The sequence below is a fragment of the Marinococcus sp. LNHM4E3-1 genome, from assembly GCF_056034405.1.
On record NZ_JBQLID010000001.1, the window covers coordinates 312,143 to 335,458 of the forward strand.

The 23,316-nt window shown below is 49.8% G+C and carries 29 protein-coding genes and 2 riboswitches; of the genes, 22 read left to right on the plus strand and 7 right to left on the minus strand.

Features of this window, described 5'->3' with window-relative positions:
* The first annotated feature begins 289 nt into the window (after positions 1-289).
* The 8 genes from ACTRXI_RS01485 to ACTRXI_RS01520 all read left to right on the plus strand — a co-directional run bounded on the left by ACTRXI_RS01485 (position 290) and on the right by ACTRXI_RS01520 (position 7,100).
* Positions 290-958 carry a 3D domain-containing protein gene (locus tag ACTRXI_RS01485; protein WP_474260709.1) on the plus strand — a complete coding sequence of 223 codons (669 nt, stop codon included), beginning with the start codon at positions 290-292 and terminating at the stop codon, positions 956-958.
* Positions 959-1,120: 162 nt separating this feature from the next.
* Complete coding sequence (wecB, locus tag ACTRXI_RS01490) at positions 1,121-2,233, plus strand: non-hydrolyzing UDP-N-acetylglucosamine 2-epimerase (protein WP_474260837.1); 1,113 nt, start codon at positions 1,121-1,123, stop codon at positions 2,231-2,233.
* Position 2,234: 1 nt separating this feature from the next.
* Positions 2,235-3,011, plus strand: coding sequence for a hypothetical protein (locus tag ACTRXI_RS01495; RefSeq protein WP_474260710.1), 777 nt, complete (start codon positions 2,235-2,237; stop codon positions 3,009-3,011).
* A gap of 1 nt (position 3,012) precedes the next feature.
* The gene (locus ACTRXI_RS01500; protein ID WP_474260712.1) at positions 3,013-4,242 is read left to right on the plus strand and encodes a glycosyltransferase family 2 protein; all 1,230 of its coding nucleotides are present in this window, start codon (positions 3,013-3,015) and stop codon (positions 4,240-4,242) included.
* Entirely contained in the window at positions 4,239-5,255 is a 1,017-nt protein-coding gene (locus ACTRXI_RS01505) for a hypothetical protein (RefSeq protein ID WP_474260713.1), read from the plus strand. Before ACTRXI_RS01500 ends, ACTRXI_RS01505 begins: the two co-directional genes overlap by 4 nt.
* A gap of 186 nt (positions 5,256-5,441) precedes the next feature.
* A complete protein-coding gene (locus ACTRXI_RS01510) occupies positions 5,442-5,948 on the plus strand; it encodes a GNAT family N-acetyltransferase (RefSeq protein WP_474260714.1) in 507 nt (168 codons plus the stop codon).
* 46 nt (positions 5,949-5,994) lie between these two features.
* Positions 5,995-6,138 (plus strand): hypothetical protein, encoded by a 144-nt coding sequence (locus ACTRXI_RS01515; protein ID WP_474260715.1) that lies wholly within the window; start codon positions 5,995-5,997, stop codon positions 6,136-6,138.
* Positions 6,139-6,227: 89 nt separating this feature from the next.
* A complete protein-coding gene (locus ACTRXI_RS01520; RefSeq protein WP_474260716.1) occupies positions 6,228-7,100 on the plus strand; it encodes an SDR family oxidoreductase in 873 nt (290 codons plus the stop codon).
* A 13-nt stretch (positions 7,101-7,113) separates the two neighbouring features.
* Here the strand turns inward: ACTRXI_RS01520 and ACTRXI_RS01525 are convergent, their stop codons facing one another.
* Positions 7,114-8,016: a DMT family transporter gene (locus ACTRXI_RS01525; RefSeq protein ID WP_474260717.1), complete on the minus strand. Its 903-nt coding sequence runs from the start codon at positions 8,014-8,016 to the stop codon at positions 7,114-7,116.
* Between the two features lie 185 nt (positions 8,017-8,201).
* Between ACTRXI_RS01525 and ACTRXI_RS01530 the strand changes: the two genes are divergently transcribed.
* The 5 genes from ACTRXI_RS01530 (at position 8,202) to ACTRXI_RS01550 (ending at position 11,810) form a co-directional block, all read left to right on the plus strand.
* Positions 8,202-8,657, plus strand: coding sequence for an Lrp/AsnC family transcriptional regulator (locus tag ACTRXI_RS01530; RefSeq protein WP_474260719.1), 456 nt, complete (start codon positions 8,202-8,204; stop codon positions 8,655-8,657).
* Between the two features lie 128 nt (positions 8,658-8,785).
* Complete coding sequence (locus tag ACTRXI_RS01535; protein WP_474260721.1) at positions 8,786-9,697, plus strand: aminoglycoside phosphotransferase family protein; 912 nt, start codon at positions 8,786-8,788, stop codon at positions 9,695-9,697.
* A gap of 63 nt (positions 9,698-9,760) precedes the next feature.
* A complete protein-coding gene (locus ACTRXI_RS01540) occupies positions 9,761-10,198 on the plus strand; it encodes a MarR family winged helix-turn-helix transcriptional regulator (RefSeq protein ID WP_474260723.1) in 438 nt (145 codons plus the stop codon).
* A gap of 131 nt (positions 10,199-10,329) precedes the next feature.
* Positions 10,330-11,196 carry a pirin family protein gene (locus ACTRXI_RS01545; protein ID WP_474260724.1) on the plus strand — a complete coding sequence of 289 codons (867 nt, stop codon included), beginning with the start codon at positions 10,330-10,332 and terminating at the stop codon, positions 11,194-11,196.
* Between the two features lie 41 nt (positions 11,197-11,237).
* On the plus strand, positions 11,238-11,810 hold the full coding sequence (locus ACTRXI_RS01550; protein ID WP_474260725.1) for a nitroreductase family protein: 573 nt from the start codon (positions 11,238-11,240) through the stop codon (positions 11,808-11,810).
* 51 nt (positions 11,811-11,861) lie between these two features.
* Here ACTRXI_RS01550 and ACTRXI_RS01555 read toward each other — a convergent pair whose 3' ends face one another.
* Entirely contained in the window at positions 11,862-11,999 is a 138-nt protein-coding gene (locus ACTRXI_RS01555) for a hypothetical protein (protein ID WP_474260726.1), read from the minus strand.
* Between the two features lie 271 nt (positions 12,000-12,270).
* Between ACTRXI_RS01555 and ACTRXI_RS01560 the strand changes: the two genes are divergently transcribed.
* Positions 12,271-12,753 carry a universal stress protein gene (locus tag ACTRXI_RS01560; RefSeq protein ID WP_474260727.1) on the plus strand — a complete coding sequence of 161 codons (483 nt, stop codon included), beginning with the start codon at positions 12,271-12,273 and terminating at the stop codon, positions 12,751-12,753.
* Positions 12,754-13,193: 440 nt separating this feature from the next.
* Here the strand turns inward: ACTRXI_RS01560 and ACTRXI_RS01565 are convergent, their stop codons facing one another.
* Genes ACTRXI_RS01565 through ACTRXI_RS01575 form a run of 3 tightly spaced genes read right to left on the minus strand, consistent with a single transcriptional unit; the run spans position 13,194 to position 14,749 of the window.
* Positions 13,194-13,334, minus strand: a complete 141-nt coding sequence (locus ACTRXI_RS01565; protein ID WP_474260728.1) for a hypothetical protein — start codon at positions 13,332-13,334, stop codon at positions 13,194-13,196.
* Between the two features lie 36 nt (positions 13,335-13,370).
* Positions 13,371-14,255 (minus strand): L-serine ammonia-lyase, iron-sulfur-dependent, subunit alpha, encoded by an 885-nt coding sequence (gene sdaAA / locus ACTRXI_RS01570; protein ID WP_474260729.1) that lies wholly within the window; start codon positions 14,253-14,255, stop codon positions 13,371-13,373.
* Positions 14,252-14,749: a serine dehydratase beta chain gene (locus ACTRXI_RS01575; protein WP_474260730.1), complete on the minus strand. Its 498-nt coding sequence runs from the start codon at positions 14,747-14,749 to the stop codon at positions 14,252-14,254. Before ACTRXI_RS01575 ends, sdaAA begins: the two co-directional genes overlap by 4 nt.
* Positions 14,750-14,827: 78 nt before the next feature.
* Positions 14,828-14,905: riboswitch (glycine riboswitch) on the minus strand.
* Between the two features lie 3 nt (positions 14,906-14,908).
* Positions 14,909-15,013: riboswitch (glycine riboswitch) on the minus strand.
* 155 nt (positions 15,014-15,168) lie between these two features.
* Here ACTRXI_RS01575 and ACTRXI_RS01580 point away from each other — a divergent pair.
* The 7 genes from ACTRXI_RS01580 (at position 15,169) to ACTRXI_RS01610 (ending at position 20,767) form a co-directional block, all read left to right on the plus strand.
* Complete coding sequence (locus tag ACTRXI_RS01580; RefSeq protein WP_474260732.1) at positions 15,169-15,396, plus strand: hypothetical protein; 228 nt, start codon at positions 15,169-15,171, stop codon at positions 15,394-15,396.
* Complete coding sequence (locus ACTRXI_RS01585; RefSeq protein ID WP_474260733.1) at positions 15,383-15,682, plus strand: GNAT family N-acetyltransferase; 300 nt, start codon at positions 15,383-15,385, stop codon at positions 15,680-15,682. The genes ACTRXI_RS01580 and ACTRXI_RS01585 overlap by 14 nt, the downstream gene beginning before the upstream one ends.
* 113 nt (positions 15,683-15,795) lie before the next feature.
* On the plus strand, positions 15,796-16,215 hold the full coding sequence (locus ACTRXI_RS01590) for an RDD family protein (RefSeq protein ID WP_474260734.1): 420 nt from the start codon (positions 15,796-15,798) through the stop codon (positions 16,213-16,215).
* Between the two features lie 47 nt (positions 16,216-16,262).
* Entirely contained in the window at positions 16,263-16,829 is a 567-nt protein-coding gene (locus ACTRXI_RS01595) for a hypothetical protein (RefSeq protein ID WP_474260735.1), read from the plus strand.
* Between the two features lie 34 nt (positions 16,830-16,863).
* Entirely contained in the window at positions 16,864-17,037 is a 174-nt protein-coding gene (locus ACTRXI_RS01600; RefSeq protein WP_474260737.1) for a hypothetical protein, read from the plus strand.
* Between the two features lie 160 nt (positions 17,038-17,197).
* Positions 17,198-18,931 (plus strand): SulP family inorganic anion transporter, encoded by a 1,734-nt coding sequence (locus ACTRXI_RS01605; RefSeq protein ID WP_474260738.1) that lies wholly within the window; start codon positions 17,198-17,200, stop codon positions 18,929-18,931.
* Positions 18,932-19,123: 192 nt separating this feature from the next.
* Positions 19,124-20,767: a catalase gene (locus ACTRXI_RS01610; protein ID WP_474260739.1), complete on the plus strand. Its 1,644-nt coding sequence runs from the start codon at positions 19,124-19,126 to the stop codon at positions 20,765-20,767.
* A gap of 79 nt (positions 20,768-20,846) precedes the next feature.
* Here the strand turns inward: ACTRXI_RS01610 and ACTRXI_RS01615 are convergent, their stop codons facing one another.
* Together ACTRXI_RS01615 and ACTRXI_RS01620 are read right to left on the minus strand one after the other, a co-directional pair.
* Positions 20,847-21,137, minus strand: coding sequence for a hypothetical protein (locus ACTRXI_RS01615; protein ID WP_474260740.1), 291 nt, complete (start codon positions 21,135-21,137; stop codon positions 20,847-20,849).
* 243 nt (positions 21,138-21,380) lie between these two features.
* Complete coding sequence (locus ACTRXI_RS01620; RefSeq protein WP_474260742.1) at positions 21,381-21,923, minus strand: GNAT family N-acetyltransferase; 543 nt, start codon at positions 21,921-21,923, stop codon at positions 21,381-21,383.
* Between the two features lie 248 nt (positions 21,924-22,171).
* Between ACTRXI_RS01620 and ACTRXI_RS01625 the strand changes: the two genes are divergently transcribed.
* The gene (locus ACTRXI_RS01625; RefSeq protein WP_474260744.1) at positions 22,172-23,242 is read left to right on the plus strand and encodes an aldo/keto reductase; all 1,071 of its coding nucleotides are present in this window, start codon (positions 22,172-22,174) and stop codon (positions 23,240-23,242) included.
* Positions 23,243-23,316: the final 74 nt, after the last annotated feature.

The following is a 23,316-nucleotide window of genomic DNA, read 5'->3' on the forward strand; positions in this document are numbered from 1 at the left end:
AAAGCTTCGAAGCAGGCCCTTGGGCCTGCTTTTTTTACATAAAATGAAAGTTTATTAAGAGGAGATTACAACTAAATTAATGCTGTTGATATTATCAAGCCCCCGCGTCATAATCGGAAGCGTTGTGTTTGAGAGAAAGCACATAAGTAATTCAGCAATCAACTACATTTAACAACCAACTTAATTCATGCAATAGTGACGTAAAGGTAAGTAATCATATAGGCAAACAATTCATTGGGAATCGTCATCGGGACGAAAAAAATATTTTTACCTCGGAGGTTGAATCAACATGATGAAAAAAACATTATTTGGAACAGCAATTACAGCAGGCGTAGTATTCGGAGCACCACAGGCAGCGGACGCATCCATCAGCGACCACGGCCAAATGGAAAGAGGAGACGTTAACTCTTCTGTTGCGGAGCTTCAGGACACGCTAAAGGAAAAAGGCTATTTCCACGGCTATACTGGTTCTACATTTGGACCGAGAACTGAAAGTGCTGTAAAAGAATTTCAGGCAGATAACGGCATTTCTTCTTCTGCCGGCAACTACTTCGGTGTAGCAGGACCGGAAACGCAGGCAGCTCTTGGCGGCTCCAGCTCATCTGATTCCTCCAGCGAAGAAGTAGCTGGCGCTTCGACTTCCGAGTCCTCGAACAGCACAAGCGGTGGCGACACAATGACCATGGAAGCTACGGCATACACAGCTGAATGTGCAGGCTGCAGCGGCATCACGGCAACTGGCGTTAACCTGAACAACGACCGTGACGCGAACGTTATCGCTGTGGACCCAGACGTTATCCCACTCGGTTCTACAGTGAAAATCGAAGGCATGGGTACGTATGAAGCAGCAGACACTGGCGGTGCGATTAATAACGACCGCATTGACATCCACGTTCCGACTAAATCTGACGCTTATTCCTTCGGCCGTCAGGACGTCGAAGTAACAGTAGTCGACTAATCAATAGCACTAAGCAGAAATCCTCTCCAGAGCTGGAGAGGATTTTTTTGTGTCACAGTTCAATAGGTTTGTATCATAGGAAATTTTTGTTAATAACAGTATAATATTTTATACCGAAAATATTATACTGGAGGCACGAATGTGAGTGATCTATGCAAAATAATGTGTGTAGTCGGAACCCGGCCGGAGGTTATAAAAATGGCTCCGGTCGTACATGAAATTTCAGAAAATGAGCAATTTGAATTGACCCTGGTAACGACCGGTCAGCATAAAGAAATGGTTGAGCAGGCGCTGGAGCTGTTTGAGCTGCAGGTGGATGTAGACCTGAAGGTGATGGAGAAAAGCCAGACACTTACAGGTATTACCTCCAAAGTACTGGAGCGTCTGGAGCCGGTCATGCAGCGCGAACAGCCTTCTGTCGTTTTGGTGCACGGGGACACAACGACGACGTTAGCTGCCAGTCTGGCGGCTTTTTATCAAAAGGTAGATATCGGGCATATCGAGGCCGGGCTTCGTACATATGATAAATACGCGCCGTATCCGGAGGAAATGAACCGACAGCTGGTGTCGAGATTGGCGGATTGGCATTTTGCACCGACGGAATTAGCCAAACAAAATTTACTGGCGGAAAATATTGATGCTGCGGGCATACATGTGACCGGCAACACGGCCATTGACTGCTTAAGTTTCACATTAAAGAAGCAGTATAAGCATGAACTGCTGGAGCATATAAACGGGCATGATTTTATACTGGTTACTGTGCACCGCAGAGAAAACCTCGGCGTTAATATGAAGAATATTTTCCTGGCCCTGCACGATATTCTCGACTTTTTTCCGGATATACATATCCTGTTTCCGGTTCATAAAAATCCTGCTGTTCGTGAGCTTGCTGAACAAATGCTTCAAAACCATCCGCGGATCCATTTAACAGATCCGCTAAACACGGTTGATTTTCATAATATTGTCTCCCGTTCGATGCTTATTTTGACAGATTCCGGAGGCGTTCAGGAGGAAGCACCCTCTCTGAATAAGCCGGTGCTTGTGCTCAGGGATCAGACCGAGCGCCCGGAAGGGGTTGCTGCAGGGGTTTTAAAGCTTGTTGGAACAAATCGTGAAGCCATTGTTCAGTGCGTCGTAGACCTTTTAACCGATGAACAAAGCTATCAGCAGATGGCAGGCGGCATTAACCCGTATGGCGATGGTAGAGCCGCAGAACGAATTATCAGCATGCTGGAAAAGCACTACGCTTCCGCGCAGACTGCAGGGAGAGAATAATATGAGAATTATTCAGTCTATGGTGCTGTTGTCCGGTCTTATGGCTCTGTCTATGCTGGCGCTGATATGGTTCGGCAGCTCCGTGCTTAGTTTGATGGTAACAGCTGTCATCGGCCTGCTGCTGGGGGTCGTAATTTTACTTCCCACACGGTTGATTTTTCCCGCTGCATTCGTGTCAGTGCTGGTGTATGGATTTTTTCTGACAGGGTGGAGCATGTTTTTTGCTGGAGCGCCTCCCCAGGAGGAATTAATTCTTCATCATATTCTTTTCAGCATCTTTGTTATTTCGTTCTGGCTGTTTTTCGTTTCGGTGAAAACAGCTGTGGAGGAAAACCATTCGCTGCGCCAGAAAGTAAGGGAGCTGGAAAAATACCAGGGTGAGCTGATGATGCTTTCCAACAGTGAATTTAACAATCAGGCGGAATTGTTTTTAACAGGTATGCAAAGGCGCCGGGAGCAGGGATTTCTCGTTGAAGTCATGCTCCGCAGCTCTGTCTACACGCAGGATGCACTGCAGGAGGTTATGAGCGGCGTGTTAATCGATTCGATCCGGAGCCGGTTTGATCTGGTAACCAATAACGGGGACCAAAGCTTTACGATGTTTTTGCAGAACACGGATGAAAAGGGGCTGCGCATTGTGCTCGAGCGGATTAACGAAAACTGCAAGGAAAAGGTATCAATGATAGAACCGCCGTATGAGCTGCGTTATGCTGAAATACAGAGCTACAGTCTCGAAGCAACGCGGGAGCATTTACAACAGCAGAAGGCGGGGGCCTGAAGTGACAATATTTTTTATATGCGTGATGAGCTTTTTCTGGGCCCTTTTGCTGTATTATTCATGGCTGGCGGTAGGCGGCGTTATTCACAGGCGGCGGCTGTATCCTTATAAAGAACTGAATGACTATCCTTCCGTTTCGATATTTATCCCTGCCCATAATGAAGGGGTGGTTATGAAGGAAACGCTGCAGGCGATGAACGCGCTGGATTATCCCGGGGAGCTTCGGGTATTTCTGCTTGATGACAATTCATCTGATGAAACGGAAGAGATCGGCCTTGCTTACAGCCGGATGTTTTCCCGTATTCACTACATTCAGGTGCCCCCGGGGGAGCCGAAGGGGAAGTCGCGGGTGCTGAACTACGGCCTGAGCTTTATCGACACGAAATATTTTCTTGTGTATGATGCCGATAATCAGCCGGAGCCCGGGGCGGTTAAACAGCTGGTGGAGGCTGCGGAACAAACCGACAGAGCAGTAGGGGCGGTAGGCTACGTGAAAACGATCAACGCCAGGAAAAATTTACTGACGCGCATGATCGCCCTTGAGTTTCAGGTGTTCCAGCTGCTGATGCAGAGCGGACGCTGGTACTGGTGGAAAATGGGGTCTCTGGCTGGTACGAATATGCTGCTTGAAGTGGAAGCGATGAAAAAGCTTGGCGGTTACGATGAATATGCTCTCGCCGAGGATGCGGAATTAACCATCCGGGTGGCGGCGAAGGGATGGAGGCTACCGGTAGTGCCGGAGGCTAAGACGTGGGAACAGGAGCCGGAAACGATCTCCATTTTTCTGCGTCAGCGCACGCGCTGGTTAATTGGCAACATTTATCTGCTGGAAAAATCGTTCAAGGATTTTTCGTTCTGGAACAGAACGACCATGCTGCATTCGGTTCAGCATATTATCACCTACCTGTTTTTTGTGCTCCTGTTGTTTTTATCCAATATTTTATTTGTACTCAGTCTTTTTGATGTTTTTACCACAGCGATTACAGTTCCGCTTTTGATGATCTGGTTTATGAGCTATATTGTTTACACGAGCCAGATTTTCAGCGCCCAGGTGCTGGAGCGGGATGTTACGACCAGGCAGGTCGCCGTAGGAAGCGTGATGTATTTCACCTACGCCCAGCTGTTTTTGATTTTGCTCGCTAAAAGCTTTTATGCCTATGTGGGAAGCCGTCTGCGCCATAAAGTGATTAAATGGGACAAAACGGAACGGTTTAAAGGCGGGAGCTCGTGACACGTAAACAATTAATGATAGGGATAGCCAGTATTATGATGGCTGCAGCGGTGTTTGCTTTCATCAACGCGTACAATCAGACGGATATGGTGGTAAGTACGGTGGAGGAACAGTATCGGGGCGACAATGGCTTAATTCAGAATTACCCGAAGACCGGCGGGGCGGAGTATTTATCTGAAGCGGAGGGTCTGTATTTGGAGTATCTGCTGCTGACCGGCCGGGAGGAACTTTTTCAGGACGAAGCAGAACGGCTGGAACCGCTTCTGCAAAAGGTTCCTTCCGGGAAGCTGGTTCAGTGGAAGGAGGGGAGCAATACATTCACCAATGCGTTGATTGATGACGTTCGTATTGCCTCCGTGCTCGATCAGGCTGGCGCCGAGTTTAATAATAGCAGCTATACGGAGCTGTCCAGGGCGATTCAGGATGGCCTGAGAGCCAATAATTTTTCGGAGGGAAGCTGGCGGGACTATTACGACTGGCAGGAGCACCAGGTATCACCGGAAATTCATTTTAGTTATTTTTCCATTGAAATATGGAAGCAGTTCGGGTGGCCGCTGAAGAAACTTCAGATCATTCAGCGTGCGGAGGACAGCGGCAGCGTGTTTTATCTGGAGTCGTATAATGCTGTAGAGCAGCAGCCGGAGGCGTACAACCTGGAGGAAGTGAATATGATTGACCAGGTGCTGATTATGCAGCAGATGAACCCGGAAGCACCCGAAAAGGAAGCGCTGGCGCAGTGGATAGATGAAAAGTACGAAGAGGAAGGTAAAATTTACGGCCGTTACGACCGGACCTCAGAGGAACCATCCGTTAATTATGAGGCGGCAAGCGTGTATGCCCTGCTTTTAATCCAGGAAATTGATAATGGCAATATCCAGGAAGCAGAAAAATGGGAGAAGCCGTTGAGAGAGCTTTACGAGGCTTCAAGCCCAGCAGAGGATACCCATTTTTTTGATTACATGCTGTCAGCAATTGCGCTCGAACGGCTGGAGCAGGCACAGGACAGTAGATAAAAAGAAAATATTACCAACTGCCTCTGACGGATGCTTTACCGTCGGAGGTTTATCTTTAGTAATGACTCAGGGCACCTGTTGCTAATCTTTCCCCTGGAACATATATTAAAAAGCAGGAAAAACGTTTAGAATATGAAAGAGACCGAAGGAAAAGCTTTAATAAAATTGTAATGCCGGAGGAAAAAGATGATACATATCAAACAGGCCGGACCCTCGCATGTCTCCGGCATTATTTCTGTCTGTACAAAAGCGACCTGGGCAACGTACCGAAAGCTGTGCAGCGATGATTATCTCGAGCGGGTGTGCCGGGAGTTTTATAATGAAGCCAGAGTGCTCGATGAGGTGAAGCATACAAGCCTCGACTGGGGTGGCTATTTTACAGCTGTGGAATATGAAACAGTATTAGGAGCTGCGGGCGGTGGCATGACTGGGGAAATGGAATCCGAACTGTACGTGCTGTATCTGGATCCGGCCCACCGGAATGAGGGTATCGGCACGAGACTGCTCGGCGCGGTAACCCGCCAGCAGCAGAACTGGGGGTCGGCCGAGCAGTGGGTGTCGGTGCAGAAGGGCAACCAGCTGGCGATTCCTTTTTATGAAGCCAGAGGCTTTACGTACGAAGGAGAGCGTATCGGGTATGCGAACACGGAAGACGAAGATTATGTATCACTCCGGTACAGGCGTGCCATTTAAATAGAAGAAAAACAGCTGCGAACTGGGCGGTCCAAGGAGGAAGAAAATGCTTATCATGCTCATGGTGCTGGCCTTCGCCGGTGTATTGACAGCGGTCAGCTTCATTTCAAACAGCCGGGTGAGGAAAATTGCCGTTTACAGCAGCTATGCGTTGTTTCTTACAGCGCTCGCGATTTTAACGCTGGGATAGCTGTGGCGAAATTTAAAAAGACAGTCGTTTTGTTGTACTGCATGTAACTGTTTTGGTTATAATTAACAATAGAAATGGAGGAATGACAGATGAAAGCACTAGTAACCGGAGCAACAGGCAAATTAGGATCCCAGGTGATGCAGTCGCTGCTGAAAAAGATGCCGGCTGATCAGCTGGCCGTCAGCGTACGGAACCCGGACAAGGCCCAAGATCTGAAGGAAGCAGGGGTGGACGTGCGCCGCGGCGATTTTGACGATCCGCAAAGTCTGGACGAAGCGTTTGCCGGCGTGGACCGGCTGCTGATTATTTCAACAGACGGAGATAATGATACAAGAATACGACAGCATACGAACGCGGTGGAAGCTGCGGCGCGGGCAGGTGTTTCCTTTATTGCCTACACAAGTATCGGCCATGCAGAAAGCAGCACGATGTTTTTGGCTCCGCCGCACCGAGCAGCCGAAAATGCAATCATTGAAACCGGCATTCCGCACGCGTTTCTGCGCAACAACTGGTACTTTGAGAATGAAGTGCCGGGTATTCAGGGAGCCATGAACGGGGCGCCGTGGGTTACTGCTGCCGGGGCCGGCCGGACAGGATGGGCGCTGCAGCTCGATTACGCAGAAGCAGCGGCCGCGGCTCTCGCTGGAGAGGGTGTACAGCAGTCGGTTTACGAGCTTTCCGGCCGTCCGCACACCCAGGACGAGCTCGTAAGCGTACTCGGAGACGTGCTCGGAAAAGAAATTCCAGTGCAGCATGTGGATGATGATGAATATGCGGAGATCATGAAGGAAGCCGGGATGCCGGAGGCGGTTGTACCAATGCTTGTAAGCATCCAGCAGGGCATCCGCAGCGGATCGCTCGACATTGAAAGCAATGATTTTGAAAAGCTGCTCGGCCGTCCGGCCACGTCGATGCATGACGCGCTTGAACATCTCGTGCGGACACTTCCAGCCGAGTCTTAATTACGATAACGCCTCAAGCTGTACGCTTTTGGAGCGCGGGAGCTGATAGCAGTCTCCCGCGTTTTTTCGTGAAGAGGGAAAACGCGGTGCATCCGCCGATGACGATGGCGCTGCCTGCCGCCTGCGCCCAGGTGAGGTGTTCGCCAAAAAGGATAAAGGCAAGCAGGGCGGTAAACAGCGGATTAAAGTTTAAAAACAGCCCGGAGGTTGTCGCTCCCAAATGCTTCACACCTATTCCCCACAGCACCATACAGACAATCGTGGCAATGATGCTTAAAAACAGCATCGATCCGATAAATGCGGCATCGATCTGATGGACCGGAATCTGAAAGCCTTTGACTGGAAGCAGCAGGAGTACGCCGAACAATCCGGAGTAGCAGACCGACATCATCGGAGACACTATGGTGGTCGCCCAGCGGCTGCAGATTGAGTAGAGCCCAAAAACCAGCACTGCCGCAAGCATCCACACATCGCCGGAGGCAAAAGAGAAGCCAGTGAGACTTCCGCCGCTCACGACGAGCAGTACGCCGGCGGTGGAAATGAGCATGGCTGTGATCTGTGCGCCGCGCAGCCGTTCACGGAGAAGAAGCGCCGAAAACAGGGCGATCGACAGCGTATTCATCGTCGAGATAATACTTACGCTGGTGGCATTGGATGAATCAAGCGCGGTAAACTGCAGAATATTAAATAGTGCGACGCCTGTAATTCCCATCAGAAGCAGCGGTACAATCGCTTTTCTGTCAGGAAGCAGGCGTTTTTCTGTGAACAGAATGATGGGCAGCAGGCAGAAAACAGCAATGCCGTAGCGCAGAATCGTCAGCGTCACGGGAGAAGCGTAGGCGGTCAAGCCTTCGCCAACGATGAAATTGCTCCCCCAGCATAGGCTTGCGAGCAGCAGCAGTGCGGTGTATTTCATGATTGTTCCCTCCCGTAATATTGTACGAAATAAATGTATCATGTAAAATGATTGTATAAAATATTATTTTGTATAAAATGATAAATACAAAATATTTATTAATAAAACGATCATGAAAAAGAATTTATTTTTGTTTAAGGTGAAAGAAGCACGGTGAAAACGAATATTATTCGGGAGGGAAACGCATGTTAGACGATGTGGATGTACATATTCTTGATTTACTGCAGACGGAAACGAGGCTCAGCAACCTGGAGCTGTCCCAGCGGGTGAACCTTTCGGCGCCGGCGACCCACGCCCGGGTCAAACGGCTGGAGCAGGAAGGATATATTGATTCGTATACGGCGATCCTCAACCAGGAAAAGCTCGGGTATGATCTTTTGTGCACGGTATTTATGAGTACGAGCATTCACCAGACGCAGGAGTTAAACGAGCTCGAACATCGTTTATCGGAAATGCCGGAGGTGATGGAGTGCTACTGCATGACCGGCTCGTTTGATTATATGCTGAAAACGATCCACCGCAGCCGCAAGGAGCTGGAGGCGTTTATCCGGGAGCTGAACCAGCTCGGCGTCTCCCAGCTGCAGACGAGCATCGTGCTCCGGGAGGTCAAGGCTTCGACGGTGCTGCCGCTCAGGAAATAAAAATAGATTCAGAGATTAATATAGAAAAAACGGAATAGCCAAAACCGAGCAATTAATACGTTAAAATGCCTTTAAAAAAAGCGGATATGTTATCGTAGTGGGGCTGCATAGAGCGGAGGAGAATAGCAATGATACCGGATGGTTTTCGAGAGTATGACCCGATTAAATACGCTTCAACAATTCGACCAATTCAAAAAGGCTTTTCAGGAAACGGGAAATTTATTCTGGATGATAAATATTTGCTGAAGACTTTTCCAGTCGGGAGGCTTGGGGAACGAAAGCATGTGTTCAAAGTGTTGAATACGCTTGAAAATTATTCTTCCTTTATTCCACGTGCAATAGATATCGGAAAACGGAAGTTAGATGATGGAAATGAACAGGCGTTTATGCTGATGACATATCTGCCGGGAGTTGATGCAGAAGCAGTGCTTTCTTCTCTTTCCCAAAAAGATCAGTACAAAGCAGGTTTTGAAGCATCCAAAGAGCTTGCAAGGCTGCATGAGCTTGAAGCACCACCTGAATATCCTGATTGGAAAACGGTGAAAACAAAAAAGATCGACCGGTACTTCGAGCAGTTGAATAAAACAGGGGTGGATCAGGAAACGGTGCATCTGCTGTATACTTATATCAAAAAGCACGAACATTTAATGGCAGACCGCCCAAATAGATTCCAGCACGATGATTTTCATCCCTCAAATCTGTTGATAGCAGGAGGACGGTTCCAGGGAATTATAGATTTCGACCGGATGGATTGGGGTGACCCGGTGCATGATCTGCAAAAAACCGGCTTTTTCACGAAAAATGTAAGTCATGCGTTCAGTAGGGGAAGTATCGATGGTTATATTCAAGCAACAGAATTTGATGAAAACCTTTTTTGGAGGCTGTATACATTGTATTCAGCCGTTCATGTCGTATCAGCGATAGTATGGGCATACCGGGAAAGTAACGTGCAGCATGACAAGTTGCTCAGGTACAGTAAAGAAGTTATTCAGGACCACCATTATTTTGATAGAAATATACCGGAATGGTATTGGAAATAGAGCTTATAAAGTTACTCGCTTTAACTGTTCTTTTTAAATCCATCAGTCAACGGAGGAATTCAGATGCATACCGAAGATTTTATCAGCATTATGATCCATCAGACCGATTTGAAATTAACGAGCTTTATTAAAGAAGAACTGCAGGCGTTTAATCTTACTCCGGAGCAGAACCTTATCATGATGCTTTTGTGGGAAGAAGACGGCCGCACCCAGAACGATATAGCCCGCAAGCTGCAGAAGGATAAAACCAACGTTGCCCGGATGGCCGCCCAGCTTGAAAAAAAGCAGTTCGTGCGGCGGGCGGCGGGGACTGAGGACCAGCGGGCCATGCAGCTGTTTGTGACAGAAGAAGGAAGGCATCTTCAGGAAAAGGTACGCCCGGCGGCCGAGCGTTTCAACGCTGCCGTGACGAAGGGAATTAGCACAGAAGAGCTCAAAGCGCTTGAACAGACGCTTGCCAAAATAAATAAAAATGTTTCGGGGAGTCTCTGGGGGGAGTAGGGGCTCTCGGAGTAGATTCTTTGCAGGAGCCGGAAAAATATGTTGTACTAAAGATGCAGATTAAATGAATTGAATATATTTTTTGAATAAATAGTTGCTATGCATACTAAAATGAAAGTGAGGGATTATTCATGGCGCATCAACAGCATTTGTTTCAGCGCCGGATCCGTGATAAATGGACGGTACAGTACGAGGAATTCGGTTTTCCTTCCATTCAGAAGGGGTGGGTGCTGCCGGTGGACCGGTGGAAGGAGTTTGATCCGTTCATTTTAATGGCCGAGGACTGGTTCAAGAAGGGCACGTTCCCGGATCATCCGCACCGTGGCTTTCAAACCGTTACGTATGTGGTGGACGGAAGGCTTGAGCACATTGACAACGGCGGCGGCCGTGACATTCTCGAGCCCGGCGACGTGCAGTATATGAATGCCGGCTGGGCGGCCCGCCATGCAGAGGACGGGGTGGAAAATGATATCGCCCATACCCTGCAGCTGTGGCTGAACCTGCCGAAGGACCAGCGAAATACCGATACCATCTACCAGAATGTATACGGAGAAGAGGCTCCAACCGTACAAATTGACGGCGGATATTTAAAGGTTTTTTCCGGGACCGTCGCCGGGGAAGAAGGGCCGCTGAACTCGCTCGTCCCAATCACGCTGACCGAAATTAATTTATCGGAGGGAGCGGAATACGTGCATCATCTGCCGGAAAACCATAATGCCTTTTTATACACGCTCTCCGGCAGTGCCGATGTGGCGGATGGTACCGTCAACAAGCATGACGTGGCGACGCTCACCTTCGAGGATAACGGAGATCCGGAAGCGCTCTCGACGCTCCGCATTAAAGCCCACAAGCGCCGGACGAGACTGCTCGTGTACTCCGGTGAACCTATCCGTGAAGGGATTGTACCGTACGGTCCGTTTGTGATGAGCAGTATGGAAGAAATCAGGCAGGCGTACCGGGACTTTCACGAGGGAAAGTTCGGCCCGCCCGCAGAGTAAGCTGAACAGAGTGTCATTCAATATGAAGGAGATGGAGCAGAATGGATGTACTGACAGCAATTCATTCACGCCGCAGTAACGGACTAGTAGAACAAACCGAAGTACCGGAGGATATCATCGCGCAGGTGCTCGAAGCCGGCACCTGGGCGCCGTCGCATCACAAAACGGAGCCGTGGCGGTATTTCGTCATGACCGGTGACGGGCGCAGGCAGCTCGGGGAAGCGATGGCCGCCATCGCCGCGGAAGGTATGACGCCGGAAGAAAAAATGGAAAAGCAAAAGAATCTCGAAAAGCAGAAGGAGAAGCCGATGCGGGCACCGGTCGTGATTGCAGTGGCAGCCGAGCCGTCTGAGGAAGAGCGGGTGGATACGCTTGAAGAGTACGGCGCAGTATACGCCTCCATCCAGAACATGCTGCTTGCTGCGCATGCCCTAGGGCTGGCGGCCTTCTGGCGCACCGGGGCGCACTGCTATCATCCGAACATGAACGATCTGTTCGGCCTGGGGCGGCGGGGAAAAGTACTCGGACTGATTTATATCGGCTATCCGATGCGGGAGATGAAGGAAGGGCACCGGAAGCCGGTGGAACAGGTGACCACCTGGATAACGGAATAATTGCGGGATAGAAAAAACAGGCAGCGGGAGGAAGCCGCTGCCTGTTTTTTGTTATTTTTCATCGTGCCTTTTGTTCAGCTGCTGACGCAGATTCAAACGCTGCTGTAAGTATTCCCGAAGAGAAATTTCTTTTTGGACCCATTGCTGTTTTAGAGCATTAAGCTGGTTTAAAAGATGATGTTTGTTCATACGATCCTCCTGCAACCATATTTCAATTATATTGTATCCGCTTAACAATTATTTAAAACCTCGAATGATATGTGAAAATGAATGAAAATTATAAAAACGCAATATTTTTAGTTTGAGTATTGAAACCGCCTGGGAATATGGTAATAAATACAAGCCATAGCGGCGGAAATGTCGGGAATCCATAAGCCTGCAACATAAGCCAAAAAGTACTAAAGGGAGACCTCTGTGCTTTTTGGCTTTTATTTTATAAAAATTTAAGAGGTGAAATGGATTGAAACAATACAGCCATATCCTGGCAGCGCTTGATGTGCTCAGTAACCCTAATGTTGATGCCTTTGACGAAGCGTGCCGTGTCGCGGTTAAACACGATGCCGACCTGACGCTCGCCTATGTGTTTCATTATAATGAATATTCCTCGCTCGGATGGATGGACCCGATCGGCATCAGGCGGCTGCACGCAGAAGCAGAATACCGGCTTGAAGCGTACCGGAAAAACGCCGAAGAAAAAGGCGTACCGCGGGTAAAAACCGTCCTGGACAATGGAGTGCCGAAAAAACGTCTCGTGAACCAGCTCTGTGAAAGGGTTGACCCGGATCTTATCATTCTCGGGCAGTCCGGCGGCAATGCCCTCGGCCAGGCGATACAGGGAAACACCACCACAAAAACGGTGGTGAAGCACGCTCCCTGCGACGTTCATGTCGTTGACCCGGCGATCGCTTCGATCCAACGGGCGCACACTGCACCGCTTCAGTAAATCAAAAGATCCCCGGTGGAGTAATCCCGCCGGGGATCTATATGCGCCATTAAAGTGTGTAGTGGTTTTTATCGTCCCATTTTTGTTTAATCACTGGAAGGTCACTAACGGTAGTGATGATAAGCTCTTCATCGCGAAAGGCGTTTAAGCTGGCGAGCAGTTCATCCTCGGAACAAAAATAAACGGGTTCCGAGCTGCCGAAGCGTGAGCGGATATCGGCGGCTGTTCCTATGTATACCTGGTTTTTGGGACGTTGAAGTACATATGCAAAATGGTCGATGGCAATGACCTCCTTTATAGGGACTTATAGTAAGAATAGCACGTCAGGGGTGAAACAGAAAGCAGAATGCATGGAATTTAAATAGAATATGAACAGTAAAGAAAACGGCTTGATCCTGGCGGGAGCCATATTCAAGCCGTTTTTGAGTTGTTTAAGGGGTTTACTTTTCATCGGGCCTTGGAGAAATAAAGCAGAAAATGCCTAAAAGAAGGGCGGAAACCGCTATAGCCCAGTACGTAAACAATAAGCTGACGAGAGTGAGAGTGCCGAACCAGATTTGAAAAAAACGGCGTTCGTTCATAGCTTCACCTCTTATGTGGAATTTAGAGCTCGGGAGTCATAAGCTGCAGGGCCGCTGAAACAGCCTCCGGGTGGCTTCTTTTCCCGTCGGGGTCTGGGCAAGCCCTCCTTCAGCAGTCTCTTTCAGGCTGCCCGGCATGTCGCGGCCGATCGTATGCATCGTCTGAATAACTTCATCGCAGGGGATGCGGCTGGTTATGCCTGCTAAAGCCATATCGGCCGCTGAAAAAGCGATGGAGGTGCCGATGACGTTTCTTTTCACGCACGGCACTTCGACGAGCCCGGCAGCCGGATCACATACGAGTCCGAGAAGGGACTTCATTGCTATTGCGGTGGCGTGGGCTGCCTGCTCTGGGGAGCCATGCTGCAGCTCCGTAATCGTGCCCGCAGCCATGGCCGTCGCTGAGCCAATTTCCGCCTGACAGCCGCCTGCCGCGCCGGAAATAAAGGCGTGATTCGCAAATACGTAACCGATGGCACTTGCTGTGAACAGCCCCATCGTCAGAGTGTCATCATCGATGCTGCGGTTATCCTGGAGAGAGACCAGAATGCCCGGTAGTATACCTGCGGACCCGGCCGTGGGAGTTGCGACGATAAGGCCCATTTTTGCGTTGCTTTCCGACGTGGCCATCGCTGCTTCCATCGCCGTGCTGATGACCGGTCCGGATAACGGGTCGGTGTTTTGATTATACTGATGCATCCGGTAAGCATCACCGCCCGAGAGCCTGCTCTCTGTTTCCGTAATGTTACTCACTCCGTCCCGGACCGCCTGCTTCATTACCCGCAGCCGCTCCTGCATGCGTCCGAAAATCTGCTCCCGGGAAAAATCGGAGCGGCGAACCTCACGGCGCAGCATCCATTCGCCAATGGAAATGTCCTGAGCCATGCATTCCTGTACAATACTTTCAATGGTATCGTTCATATAAATGAAGCCTCCTTTTTCGTTCGGGCTGCAATCGTTAAAATATCCGGACCCGTTCCCAAATTAATGCTGGTGTCATGACCGTTAATTCCATAAATGCAGGCCACTCCGCCGCCGATGGAGGCGCCGGATACGCGGACGGTTTCTATGCCGGACGATGCCTGAAGATGTACAGTGTTCGGGTGGCATCCGCCTGGAGTGCCCGGACAGAACTGGAAGTCGTAACGAAGGCCTGCGTCTTTGGCCAGCGCATACGCACTCCGGACGTTGGTGTCGTGGGCGGATAATCCGAGCAGGCCGCCGATTATGGCTTTGTCCGAGCCGTGTCCCTGATAGGTGGAGGCGAGAGAGCCGTAGAACGTGATTGTCACATCTGTGACCTCTCCCAGCCAGTCGTGCACAAATTTCCCGATCGATACGACCCCCGCTGTGTGAGAGCTCGAAGGACCGACCATAATCGGGCCGATAATATCAAAACAGCTGTCAAACTCCATAACGATTCCTCCAAATTTGAATTGAAAACGATTACATTAATACAAAAAAAGACAGAGAAACGGCCTGAATCGCCGTTTCTCTGTCTGTGTGCCTGAAAGATTTCATTCTTTGGCAAGAATTTTCTTCTTCGGCAGGTACGCGTACCTTCTCCAGAGGTGCATCCTGTACTGGTCCTGGTACCTGAGAGTTTTTTCTTACCGGCTGGTGGGAAGAATTGCTCCTTCGGTGCTGTAATATTCTACAGGCTCTCCCAATACATTCATCTGCAAAACCAATATTTTGTTACTTTTAGTGTAAACATCCGGTCTGGAAAAGTAAACCTATTTTTTGACAGCTGGCATGAGAGCGATATACTGGATGCAGCCTGTTAGCCTGGAATAATAAACCAATTTACCGAAAGAAATGAAGGGATGCGACTATGAGCGAACAAATTATTCTGCGCCCCGTCACAGCAGAAGATGAAAAAGAAATTAATATTCTCCGGCGCCAGCCCTCTGTCATGCATTATACGCTGGGACTCCCTTCGGAGCGAAGAGCCTCCAACCAGTCATTTATCGAAGGGCTGACGGCGAACGATCATGTGATCGTTCGCCGAGTACGGCGGCCGCGTCGTCGGTATCGGCTCTCTGGAGGTGCTGAGCGGTAAGCTGCATTACTACGGCATGACTGCCATGGCGGTGCACGATGAGTTTCAGAACCGGGGGATCGGCAGCCGTCTGCTTGATCATCTGCTGGATATCGCCGATAATTATTTAGGCTTATTCCGGCTGGAGCTCGATGTGGTGGAAGAAAACACGCGCGCAGTACAGCTGTATAAAAGCCGCGGGTTTGAACCAGAAGGGACGCTCCGTAAAGCCCATTTTGCCCGTGGTTCGTTTTACAATGTGCTGGTGATGGGCCGGCTGAACACTGCGTTGTTCCCGGGCAGCTGAGAACTTCGTTGGAAAGTTAAGGAAACGGGGAGATTGTCACTTCCAAAAATTAGCTTATTATGAAAAAATATAAAAGAAGAGCTTACAATAAGAGTGATTAAAGGAGTGTATGTATGCAACAGGAACCTGCCGGGTTTGGCAGCAGGCTGCTCGCTATTGTTATTGACGGCCTCCTGCTTTCTCTCCCCATCCTTCTCATAAGTATGCTGGCCATGCTATGGATCAACCTCGATGAAGTGAATGTCGATATATTTTCCGGTGCCGGATCGCTTCTATATTCCATGATTCTGCCGATAGTATGGCAGGGCCAGACGGTCGGGAAGTATGCCATGGGCATTCAGATTGTGAAAATGGACGGAAGGAAGCTTGGCATCGGGGCAATGCTGATGCGCGTGCTCGTAGCTAATATTTTGTACGGAATTACTCTATACATACTGATGATCACGAGTATAATTATGGTGCTTGTCCGTAAGGACAAACGGGCAGTGCATGATTTTCTTGCGGGAACCCGGGTGGTGAAAAAAAGCCGGTAGCTTTACTATCGGGATGGTTACGCCAATCATGCGAGCGGAGGAAATACATGATGAAAAAGATCTTTTCTGCCGGGGCAGCCGGCATATTCATTCTTTTAAGCGCCTGTTCCGTGCCTTCTTACTATACGGAGGAAGAGGAAGATGTCCCTGGAAATATAGAAACGGAATGGGGAGAAGAAGTGCCGCTTCCGTTGTTGAACGATGCACCGGTTTCGAGGGCGCAGATTAACGAGAATGAAGAGGGGGAGCCCGAAGAAGTGGAGATTTGGTACAGCGAGGAAGAAGAGGACGAGCTTCTTCCTTATTTTCAGGACGCGGGCAACCGGCACCGGTATGAAGAGGACTACAGTACACGGCTTGTGTACGGCATCAACAGCAACGACATTCACATTATTTTAAATTACGAAGCGGGCGATCAGATGGTATTCGGCGCTCACGATGACGTGCTCAGTATTGGGGGACGTCCGGTGGGCCGGGATATCCAGAGTGGGCCGATTACGTACACGTTTTACGCGAAGGGAGGCACCTATTCCCTCTCCTATTCAGAAGAGGCCAGGGCGGACACCGACGCGCACCGTGAACAAATTAAAGCCTTTTTACAGAACAGCGGCTAGGTTGAAGTCACGTTGTCTTGAGGAGGGAAGAGCCGTGGACTTGCTTATGGATATGCTGATCGTTGGCGCTCTGCTGATGATTGCTTTCAACATAAAAGCATTTGGTGAACGTTTGCTTCGTGCAAAGAAGAAACAGATGGATGAAGCCGCATATGAGCAGTTGAAAGCCGAAATCAAAGAAGAGCTGAAAAACGAATGGGAAAAATAAGGCAGGGACCTCCGGGTGTCTGCCTTTGTGTTGCTGGCGGCGTTAGTCTGTTTTTACAAAAAGGTACGGCGCGGGCTTTTCTTTTAAGCAGTTATGGTTCATGATTTATAAGAGAGAGATTGAACACTTTGCAAGTTCACGGAGAAAGAAGGAAGGATTTATGCACCGGAGGACAAAAAACATATTAAGCATGCCGCAGGAGTACAATAATCAGTCGCTGAAAAAGGATATGGCTGCGGGCTTTACGATTTTTATTATGATTGTGCCGCAGGGAATGGCCTACGCCGTTCTCGCCGGCCTGCCGCCGGTGATGGGGCTGTATGCCTCGCTGCTTCCGCTTTTAATCTACGCCCTGTTCGGCGGATCAAAGCATCTGGCTATCGGGCCGGTGGCGATGGCGTCGATTCTTGTTTTTTCCGGGGTGTCGCTGTACGCTGAGCCGGCGACGCCGGATTACGTGGCACTCGTGCTGCTGCTGACGGTCATGGTCGGGGTGATGCAGGTAGCGCTTGGCCTGCTGAATGCCGCCGCGTTTGTGAAATTTATTTCGCCGAACGTAATCAGCGGTTTCACCTCGGCGGTGGCGATTGCGATCGGCATGAGCCAGCTCGGGCAGTTTATGGGGATCAGTGTCGGCAGCCAGACGCAGATTATCCCGCTTTTGCGGGATGTGATCGTCCATCTGCCCCAGGTACATATCCCGACCCTGCTTGTTGGAACCTTGAGCCTGCTGGTGCTGATCGGGGGCCGGAAAGTAAAACGCAATCTCCCGGTTTCTCTCATTGTCGTCGTACTGAGCATTGCGGCAGTCGGGCTTTTTCGCCTCGATAACCAGGGAGTGAGTGTCGTCGGGGAAGTGCCCCAGGGCCTTCCGGATTTTACCGTGCCGGGCTTTAACCTTGCGGATGTGCAGGTGTTAATCCCGACTGCCCTGACGATTGCATTGATTGCGATGATGGAGACGCTTGCGATCACAAAAACGCTGAGCGATAAAAACGATTTTGGTGTAAACCTGAACAAAGAGATCCGGGCGATCGGGTATGCCAATATTGCCGGTCCGTTTTTTTCCTCCTACGCGGTGACCGGAAGCTTTTCAAGAAGTGCCATCAGCTACCGTACAGGAGCAGCTTCACAGGCAGCGATGATTATTACCGCTGCCGGGGTGCTTGTCACGCTTCTCTTTTTCACGTCTTTATTCTACTTTCTGCCGTACGCGGTACTTGCAGCCATTATTCTCGTTTCGGTCGCCGGGCTGATTAACATCCGGTCCCTAAAGGACGCCTTCCGGGTGAAGCCAGAGGACGGATGGATATGGGTTGTAACGTTTGCTGCTACGCTTCTCGTCGGCATTCAGTGGGGGCTTTTAATTGGAATTGGCTTTTCGATCCTGCTGCTGCTTCGCCACATTTCCCGGCCGAACATCGTGGAGATCGGCTATGAGGAGGATACTCACAGCTACCTGGATCTGCAGCGGTTCCCGAATGCTAAGCGGGTGCCGGGTACGGTGCTCGTCCGGGCGGACACGCGCATTCATTTTTCGAACGTCGGCTATTTTGTGAAAATGGTGGAAAAAACGATTCAGGACCGCCGTAAAACAGAGAGCGGCGGGCTGAAGGCCGCGATTGATATGTCCGGGGTGAACGACATTGACACTACTGGCATTGGCGCTCTCGAACAGATTATTGAAATGTTCCGCCGGGACCCGGACGTGAAGGTATGGTTCGTCGAGCTGAAGGGTCCGGTCCGGGATCTGCTGCTGCGGGCCGGATGGGATGAAAAATACGCTGAAGCAATTAAATACCAGACCCTCGAAGGCTTTCTGGAACACGAGGGCAACGTCCCGTTTAAAACACCCGCGGAGCCGAAGCAGGACTCCTGGGACTACATGATTTAACAAAGAACGAGGCCGGCAGGGAAGAAGATCCTGCCGGCCTCGTTCTGGTCTCAGGAATGTTATATACTCCTTGAAAGACTGCTGTGTTAGGGTATATAGCTATATACCTTGAATTTAAAAAATTCAAAAAAATCGTTTAAATCATAATAACCCCGGGTAAAAATCAATAGATTTATAAAGGAGGTATATACATTGAGTAAAGATCGCGATAATGAACGCGAACACGACGAAGAAAAAAACAACGATAAGCAGAATACAAATGAAGACGGAACACTCACCACCAGACAGGGTCATCCTGTCCGGGACAACCAAAACTCGAAAACCGTCGGCAATCGCGGGCCAACAACGCTTGAAAACTATGAATTCCTCGAAAAAATCAGCCATTTTGACCGCGAACGTGTACCGGAGCGGGTAGTGCACGCCCGTGGCGCAGGCGCCCACGGCTATTTTGAAGCGTACGGTTCCTTTGGCGATGAACCGATTTCCAAATATACACGCGCGAAAATCTTTCAGGAGGAAGGCAAGCGGACACCTGCGTTTGTACGCTTTTCCACTGTTATCCACGGCGGGACTTCCCCGGAAACACTCCGCGATCCACGCGGATTTGCCGTGAAATTTTATACCGAGGACGGCAACTGGGATCTCGTCGGCAACAACCTGAAGGTCTTTTTTATCCGGGACGCCATCAAATTTCCAGACGTCATTCACGCATTAAAGCCCGATCCGGTAACGAACGTGCAGGACAGCGAGCGGATCTTCGACTTTATGTCGCAGACGCCCGAATCAATGCACATGCTGACGTTTTTATTCTCCCCGTGGGGCATTCCGGCCAACTACCGGCAGATGCAGGGCTCCGGGGTGAACACGTACAAATGGGTGAACGAAGACGGAGAAGCGGTGCTCGTGAAATATCACTTTGAACCGGTTCAGGGCATCCGCAACCTGACCCAGGAAGAAGCGGACAGCATCCAGAGCAAAAACTTCAACCACGCCACCCAGGATCTGTACGAAGCGATCGAGGAAGGCAATTATCCGGAATGGGAGCTTCGCGTGCAGGTAATGAGCGACGACGATCATCCGGAGCTCGACTTTGACCCGCTCGACGATACGAAGCTGTGGCCGAAGGAGCAGTTCCCGTGGATCCCGGTCGGCAAGCTCGTGCTTGACCGCAATCCGGAGGACTATTTCAACGAAGTGGAACAGGTGGCATTCGGTACCGGCGTCCTTGTCGACGGCATGGATTTCTCCGATGACAAAATGCTGCAGGGACGTACGTTCTCATACTCCGATACGCAGCGGTACCGCGTCGGTGCGAACTATCTGCAGCTGCCGATCAACCAGGCGAAGAAAAAAGTCGCCACGAACCAGCGCGGCGGACAGATGTCGTATAAAGTCGATAATGACGAAGGACAGAATCCGCACGTGAACTACGAGCCTTCCACGCTGAATAACCTGAAGGAAGCGGAGATGAGCGGCAAGCCGCACACTCCTTATACCGAAGGGGAAGTGAAAAAAGAAGCCATCGAGCGTCAAAATCCTTACCGGCAGGCGGGAGAAACATTCCGCAAGTTTAAGGAATGGGAAAAAGATGAATTAATCAAAAACCTCGTTGATAACCTGATTCCGTGTAAAAAGGAAATTCAGGAGGAAATGATTGGCCACTTCAAAAAGTGCGATGAGGAATACGGCCGCCGGGTCGAAGAAGGGCTGAAAAACAGCAGCTCCTCTGACGGCGCTGACCAGGACGCCACGCACGGAGGACCGGCAGGCGCCACGAAAACAGAAGAAGGCGTCAAGCAGGCTGAAGAGCACGGTATTCCGTCGGACCCTTACTAAGAGGGAAGCCTAAAAACAGTAAAAGAGCTGAAGCCGGAGATCATCCTCCGGCTTCAGCTCTTTATTAATTTTCCGCTGTTTATTTGAAAAGCGGCTGGCCGTTATCGTCGTCAAACGTATGGAAGCATTGCGGCGTCTTCGTGTTGTGGCTTAGATCATATGAGGCCCACGGGGCTTTCAACACACGGGCATCAGACAGAAAACATACAGGAGTCCCGTTCACCGCGAATGGATGAAGAGCCTGAAACAATTTGTCGATGCTTTCAAACATGTGTACTTCCTGTCCGTGAAGGTAAGGATCCAGGCTTACAGCTGTCCCGATGATCAGCTCCTGTTCATAAAAAGTATAACCGAATACGATGGAAGACATATTTTAAATAACTCCTTTAATGCAGTGAAAAGGCCATTCCAATCCATAGAATGGAAACCCTAAAAAGCATTTTTTCTTTTACCTGAATCAGGTGCAGATAAAAATGAATATTATTCAGTCAGCTGTAACTATAAACAATTCTATTCAGGGGTTAATCCCCATATCTGAATAAATACCCCTTTTCTATAATAATTACTCATGCCAAAAGTGCTAATTTAGAACACCGTAGGCTGTAGCTTTGTTCTAAGTAGTAATCGAATACACTGCAGAATTTATTAAAGACGTACCGTCAGCGGACCGTTCATCATTTTTAAATATGCCGTCCAAATGAAAGCCGGCCTTCTCAAGCAGGGCGGTGCTTGGATAATTCCGCTCATCTGTCCAGGCTTCGATCCGGTTCATTCCCAGATCCTCCAAAGCGTAACGGACAGCTTCCGTGACAGTCTCGAGTGCAAATCCTCTGCGCTGATAAGGGTCCAGGATCCAGTAGCCAAGCTCACAGCGCGGAACGTGCCAGTCAATTTCCTGAAAAACAACGCTTCCGACGAAGGAACAGTGCTGTTTTTCAAATAACAGATAGCGCAGCTTCTGCTTTTTGGAAAATTGTGCGCAGGCTTCCGTTAAAAAGGCTTCAGTACCCGCAGGCGTTGGAGGCTCCTGAAAGGCGCTCATCCAGGTTTTAAGACTGGAATGGGACTGCCGGATGCCCTGGAAAACAGTGTCTGTATCCCTGGAAGGATCCGGAATTCTCATCAGCAGCCGTCCGGTCTCCAGTTTTTCCTTCATAATGTCACCTCCTAAAACGCGGCAATACAAACTTTTAATCCAATAAAAGGAAATTAAATAAAATCATACCATAAAAGCGAGTGTAAAGCATCACAAGCTGAAGCATTTTATCCTGAGCTGAATTTAAAAAGTATTCGTTTACAAATGTTTGCAGAAAAATCATTCAAGGTATAAGAACAAAGTAATTGAAAGTACAGAAGGTGACCGGACAGTCAGAGGAATGATTTAACACACAGGAGGCTTTAACTATGGAATATATTTATCTTGGAAACTCTGGCCTGCGCGTGCCGAAGTATATACTCGGAACCATTCCCTTCAGCGGCACGAACGGCTTTGAAGCGACCGGAAGCATTGATGAAAAGGACGCCCGCCGTATCGTGGATATATCGCTTGAGGCAGGCATGAACATGTTTGATACCGCGAATCTGTATTCGAAGGGCGATGCCGAGCGCGTTTTGGGGTCTGCCATTAAAGGCCGGCGGAACGAAGTGCTTCTGACATCCAAAACCGGCTTTCATTTTGATAATGATCCGAACGCTTTCGGTGCATCCCGAAGCAACATTGAAGCGTCCATCGATCGGACGCTGGAACGGCTGGGCACCGATCATCTGGATGTATATTTTGTCCACCTCTGGGACGGCCGCACGCCGGTGGAGGAAACCGTGGAAACAATGACCAACCTCGTGAAATCCGGAAAAATCCGGTACTGGGGCGTTTCCAACTACAGCGGATGGGCGCTGGCAAGAACGTTTACCGTCGCAGAGCGTCCGGGCTACATTCCGCCGGTCACTCAGCAGATCTACTACACGCCGGAGGCTCGTGAAGCGGAATATGAGCTGCTGCCGGCAGGCCGGGAGCTTGGCGTGAGTTCAATGATCTGGAGCCCGCTTGGGGAAGGACTGCTGACGGGAAAAATCGGGCGGAACAAAAAAGCACCGGCAAATACCCGCCAGGGCGGCGGGTGGCCGGAGCCGTGGATTCAGGATGAAGAGCGCCTGTATCAGGTGATTGACGCGCTCGAGGAAGTGGCCGAAGGACGAAACGCCACTGTGCCGCAAATCGCCTATGCGTGGGTGAAGGACCGTCCGAATGTCGGCCCGATCGTAATCGCAGCCCGCAACGAAGAGCAGCTGCGCGAAAATCTGGCGTCGGCAGATATGTATTTAACGCAGGATGAGCATGACCGGATCGAATCCGTCGCGCGTCCGGCACCGATTTACCCGTTGTGGCACCGGACAATGGGCGGCTTTGAGATGGGGAGCCCTTCCGAAATGCCGTATCTGGAAGGATACAAAAAGTCGATGGGGATGGATGAATAAAGGTAAAAAATCAGCGCCATGCTTTTGAGCTATTCCGAAAATAACTGAAAAAACGAGTGCAGGAGTAATAATGA